Annotated in this window: 3 protein-coding genes; all 3 read right to left on the bottom strand. The window is 65.0% G+C overall.

Annotated features, from left to right (window positions below):
* The coding region (locus IC66_RS0110365; RefSeq protein ID WP_038947565.1) for an alpha/beta hydrolase at window positions 1-669 on the bottom strand (669 nt) is incomplete at its 3' end.
* A gap of 259 nt (window positions 670-928) precedes the next feature.
* Window positions 929-1,345 (bottom strand): DUF3606 domain-containing protein, encoded by a 417-nt coding sequence (locus IC66_RS0110360; RefSeq protein ID WP_028140025.1) that lies wholly within the window; start codon window positions 1,343-1,345, stop codon window positions 929-931.
* 204 nt (window positions 1,346-1,549) lie between these two features.
* On the bottom strand, window positions 1,550-1,753 hold a 204-nt coding region (locus tag IC66_RS0110355; protein WP_038947564.1), incomplete at its 5' end, for an alpha-ketoglutarate-dependent dioxygenase AlkB.

The raw sequence follows: 1,753 nt of genomic DNA, 5'->3' as shown, positions 1-1,753 counted from the left end.
GTTGTACTGGCTGGCGTCACCGCCGAGATAGGCCTTCTCGCTGTCGCTGGCGTCCTTGCCGGCCCGGTAGATGCCGGACACCAGCACGACGGCCGCGACATCGGCGCGGTCGGCCTGGAGCTCGGGATGCGCCAGCAGGGTTGCGACATGGAATGCGCCGGCGCCGTAGCCGACCGCGACGATCTCGCGTGCGTCGCCGTTGAACAGGTCGATATTGCCGTGGACCCAGGACAGCGCCGCCGCCACATCGGTCGCTCCCATCGGCCAGGTTGCTGCGGGTGCCAAGCGATAATTGACGCGCACCCCGATCATGTCGTTGCGGGCGGCAAAGCACATGACCTGGTCCTGGATCTGGCGCGACAGCTCGGGCGCGGCGCGGTCGCCGGTGAAACTGTCGCCGGCCACGAACAGCAGTACCGGCCGCGGCGTATCCGCCTTGGTCGTGCTGGCGGCAACGTCGAGCACATTGGCCTCGTTTTCGCCGTAGCGCAGGCCCCGCGAGAAGGTGACCTGCTCGCACAGCCGCGCGGTGCCGCCGGCGGTGGTGTCGGAATCGGTCAGGCCTGTCAGGATGAGGTCGGAGGGCGGCGTCAGCCGCGCCGGCAACGGGCCATGCGCGGATGCTGTCGTGATGGTCAGAAACAGGAAAAAAGCGAGATAATTCTTCATTTGGTGCCGGCCTTTGCGCCCCCCATATTGGTTCGCCGGTTTGGCCTGTCTTTTCAATTCGCCTTATTCGTCCGCCTTGAGGCGATTTCACGGCACCTTTGTTCGGCGACAGCAAGGCGACCATCCCGAAAGCCCCACCGTCGTCGTGTGCGAGATTTTCGGCTGGCGCCCGGCCGCCAGCGGCCCCCGGTCGCACTGGCGACGACGTGGCCCATGTGAGGACAGGTTGCGGCCCCCCGCATCCCTGGCTTCCGAGGTTTCAGGCGGCGCTCTTGCGCCTGGCTGCCTTCTTCGTCGTCTTCCTTGTCGTCTTCCTGGCCGATTTCTTCTTTGCCGTCTTCCGGGCGGCGAGATAGGCCTCGACCTTCCTGGAAGAATGGCCGGCCGCGGCGACGGCAGCCTTCAGCTTGGCCGGGGTGATCTTGAATCTCTTCGACCAGTAACGGACCTCATAGGCCTCGCTCAGCGCGATCCGGCTCTTGTCGGAGGCGCGGTGCTTCTGGAGCTTGATATACGCCTCGACCTTCTTGGCGGAACGGCCGACCTTCTTGACGGCGTATTTCAGCTTGGCCGGGGTCACCTTGAACTTCTTCGACCAGTAGGCGACTTCATATTTTTCCGTGAGCGCAATCAGCGCCCGATCGGCCCCGCCGCGCTTTGCCTTGTTGTCGGCCATGCTTCCCTCCTGCCGCGGAATGCGTGCCGCCAATCTAGCATGCAACCGGATTCGGAAGGCAAGACGCAAGCCGTGCGGTGATTGCGCAAGGCGGCGGTTTTGCACCGATGTGTCAAACCCTTGTGCGGCGCCGCCGCGCCTCGGGCGGAACGGGCGTTTTACTTTGCATGGGGTTGTTTCGCATTTTTTGTCTGGCCGGCCGCGTTACGCCCGCTTCATCGTCCGGAACGTGATGGAGTAACGGCGCGCCTCGACCGGCGGGATACTGTGCTCCCATTGCGAGCGCGCCTCGCCTTCCATCATGTACAGCGAGCGCGGCTGGGCCTCGCGCGTGTGGCGCTGCCATTTGTCGCCGCTGCGGCGGCGGAAGCGGAAGTTGCAGGCCGAGCCGAGCGACAGGCCGAGGAT

The organism is Bradyrhizobium genomosp. III (genome assembly GCF_000261705.1).
Classification (GTDB): Bacteria; Pseudomonadota; Alphaproteobacteria; order Rhizobiales; family Xanthobacteraceae; genus Bradyrhizobium; species Bradyrhizobium ottawaense.
Note: the sequence above shows the minus strand (reverse complement) of the source record. Positions and strands in the feature narration are given on the sequence as shown.

Excerpts from the sequence above, each read along its gene's own strand:
- IC66_RS0110360 (WP_028140025.1), bottom strand. The coding sequence starts at position 1,345 with ATGGCCGACAACAAGGCAAAGCGCGGCGGGGCCGATCGGGCGCTGATT.